Annotated in this window: 3 protein-coding genes and 1 pseudogene; 1 reads left to right on the top strand and 3 read right to left on the bottom strand. The window is 68.9% G+C overall.

The window, feature by feature from the left end:
• From OXS27_RS32030 to OXS27_RS32020, 3 genes and pseudogenes are all read right to left on the bottom strand, one after another.
• A pseudogene (locus tag OXS27_RS32030) lies at positions 1 to 238 on the bottom strand (xanthine dehydrogenase family protein molybdopterin-binding subunit); the annotation flags it as partial.
• A gap of 13 nt (positions 239 to 251) precedes the next feature.
• Positions 252 to 698 carry a (2Fe-2S)-binding protein gene (locus tag OXS27_RS32025; RefSeq protein ID WP_267361684.1) on the bottom strand — a complete coding sequence of 149 codons (447 nt, stop codon included), beginning with the start codon at positions 696 to 698 and terminating at the stop codon, positions 252 to 254.
• A 10-nt stretch (positions 699 to 708) separates the two neighbouring features.
• Positions 709 to 2,112, bottom strand: coding sequence for an MATE family efflux transporter (locus OXS27_RS32020; RefSeq protein WP_267361683.1), 1,404 nt, complete (start codon positions 2,110 to 2,112; stop codon positions 709 to 711).
• A 222-nt stretch (positions 2,113 to 2,334) separates the two neighbouring features.
• On the opposite strand from OXS27_RS32020, the gene OXS27_RS32015 reads away from it, so the two are divergent.
• Positions 2,335 to 2,823, top strand: coding sequence for a MarR family winged helix-turn-helix transcriptional regulator (locus tag OXS27_RS32015; RefSeq protein ID WP_267361682.1), 489 nt, complete (start codon positions 2,335 to 2,337; stop codon positions 2,821 to 2,823).
• The last annotated feature ends 79 nt before the right edge of the window (positions 2,824 to 2,902 follow it).

Here is a 2,902-nt window from a genome sequence, read left to right as displayed (position 1 = left end):
GCTTGATCGTACCGTCCAGGTGGATTTCGAGGAACGCGGCGACCCGCGTGCCGGGTTTCGGGGCGATGGCCGCGGCGCCCTCCGCCTGTGCGAGGGCGGGATCCACCGGAAATCCGACGCCGAGGAGCAGGGCGCCGCTCGCCGCGCCGAGGAAGCCGCGGCGGGAGAGGTTGCGTATCGGCTCCTGGCTCGCGGCCGACGTTGCGTGGGTGAGGCGCAGGGGGGTGAGATCGTTCATGGTGCGTCGCTCCTCAAGCCGCGGCCTGCCGCACGGCGGCGGCGATAGCGTTGTAGGTTCCGCACCGGCACAGGTTCGTCATTGCCTGCCCGATGTCGCCGTCGCTGGGTCTCGGGTTCTGCTGCAGGAGGGCGGTGGCGGCCATGACCTGACCGGACTGGCAGTAGCCGCATTGCGGCACCTGCACGCCGACCCAGGCCTCCACGACCCGCTTGCCGACCGCGTCCTGCCCGATCGCCTCAATCGTCGTGATCTTCGCATCGCCGATGCTCTCCGCCGGGATTTGGCACGAGCGCGTGGCCTGCCCGTCGAGGATCACGGTGCAGGCCCCACATTGACCGATGCCGCACCCGTACTTCGTACCGGTGAGCCCGAGGGTGTCGCGCAGGACGAAGAGCAGGGGCGTGTCGCCCTCGACATCCACGTCGTGCCGCGCACCGTTAATTGTGAGGGTCTGCATGATGCGTCTCCTAGGATTTGGCCGTGGCGGGATAGTCGTCGGCTCGGACCATGACGGGCCGTGAGGCCGGCCCCGGGGGCAGCCACGCGCCGAAGGCCAGCGACGCGGCGTTCCCGATTCCCATCGCGGCCAGTCCGAGACCGAGGGCGAGGAAGAGGCCGGCCGTCCCCCAGCCGAGGTGGAGCGCCAGGGCGCCGCCGCCGAGGGACACGACGACCCGGACGATGCCGGAAGCCAGGGGCCAGCCGACGCGGCCGGCACCCTGCGCGGCGAAGTACAGCGCCAGCCCGAAACCGAAGAAACCGTAGAAGGGTCCGACGATGCGCAGGTACGCCGCCCCCGTCGCCAGCATCGCGGCGTCGTCGCCGAACAGGCGCAGCCAGGCATCCGGCGCCAGGGCCGCGGCGAGGCCCAGCACCTCCGTGACGCATCCCGAGATGATCGCCCCGGTCCAGGCCGCGCGTCGTGCCCGATCGACATCGCCAGCACCCGCCGCCGTGCCGACCATGGCTGAAAGTGGGGCGCCGAAGCCGAACACGATCGGGACCAGGAGATATTCGAGGCGCACGCCGGTGCCGTAACCGGCGACCGCTCCCGGTCCCTGTATTCCGACGAGACCGGTCGCCGTCGCGATCGTGACATTGGTGGTGACGGTGACCAGCGCCGAGACGGCACCGACCCGAAGAATCGCGCCGAGTGCCGCACCGGACAGCGCCGTGGGGCGCAGGGGCGGCCGCAGTACGCCGCGCCCCGACCAGAGGTAGGTGGCGAAGATCGCCACGCCGACCGCGTAATAGGCGAGCACCGCGACGCCGCCACCGAAGATGCCGAGCTGTGGGATCGGGCCCCAGCCGAAGATGAGGGCTGGCGACAGTGGGACGAGCGCGACCGCTCCTCCGCACGTCACTGTGGCCGGCAGGCTCATATTGCCGGTACCCCGGATCACCGCAGCGAGCGCATTGAACAGCCAAACCAGCAACGCACCCGAGAACACGACCGCGGAATAGGTCGTGGCGGCATCAAGGGAGCCACCCGTGCCGCCCATCGCCCGGAACAAGGTAGGTCCGAACGCCAGCGCCAACGCCGTGGTGAGAACGCCAAGGGCCGCCGCGATGGCCACCGCATGCCATACCAGTCCGTTCGCCCCGTCCTCGCGACCGCCGCCAAGCGCGCGCGAGATCGCCGAGAGGATCCCGCCGCCGACAGCGCCGGCCGAGACCATCTGCACGAACATCAGGATCGGGAAGACCAGGGCCATGCCAGCGAGGGCGTCGGTGCCGAGCTCGGCCACGAAGTAGGTCTCGATCAACCCGATCGATGCCTGCACCACCGACATCACAACGTTCGGAACTGCGAGGCGCAGCAGCGTCGGCGTGACCGGGTCATGCAGCAAGGCTCGTGTGCGCGCGTCCATCGGGTGACCTCGACGGCGATGGGGGCCGACCCCGCGGCAACGCCGCGATGGCGTGAAGCCGAGACCGGACTTATAAAGATGCATATGCAATCTTTCGTAACTTGCATATGCATCTTCTGAGGTGGGCGGGTCAAGCCGGCCGCCGGGCCTTCGTCGGGACATTGCAGCGCTCGTCCGCAGCGGCACGTGTACCCGGCCGCGCGATCGCGATAGGACGCGACCATGACCGACGATCCCAGCAGCTGCAGCAACGCCGTCCTGCGTCAGGCCATGCGCCGCATCGGTCAGCTGTACGACGACGCCCTCGCACCAAGCGGCTTGCGCGCCACGCAGCATGGGTTGCTCGCGACGGTTCGGAAGATGGGCTCGCCGACGATGCGTGAACTCGCCGAACGGGCGGTCATGGACCTGTCCGGCCTCAGCCACACACTGAAGCCGCTGACGCGGGACGGATATCTACAGCTGGCGCCTGATCCGCGGGATCGTCGTGTCCGACGCATCACTTTGACCGAGAAGGGAGAGGCTAAGCTCGGCGAGACGGCGCAGCTGTGGCGCGGAGCCCAGGATCGCTTCGAAGCGGTCTTCGGCATGGAGCGAGCCGTTGCACTCAAATCCGAGCTTCGCTTCCTGACCTCGCCGGAATTCCAGGAAGCGTTCAACGACGCCGGTTCCAAGGCGGGGCCGGCACTCGATGACCGAGTGGATCCGTGATCGACTGATATGACGGTGCAGCGGCGGTCACCCGCCTCGCCGACCGGGCGGCCCATGCATCCTGGGCTTCGCGACCGAT

The sequence above is a fragment of the Methylobacterium sp. GC_Met_3 genome (assembly GCF_026540775.1).
In the GTDB taxonomy this organism is placed as follows: domain Bacteria; phylum Pseudomonadota; class Alphaproteobacteria; order Rhizobiales; family Beijerinckiaceae; genus Methylobacterium.
This window is presented reverse-complemented; position numbering and strand designations above follow the sequence as displayed.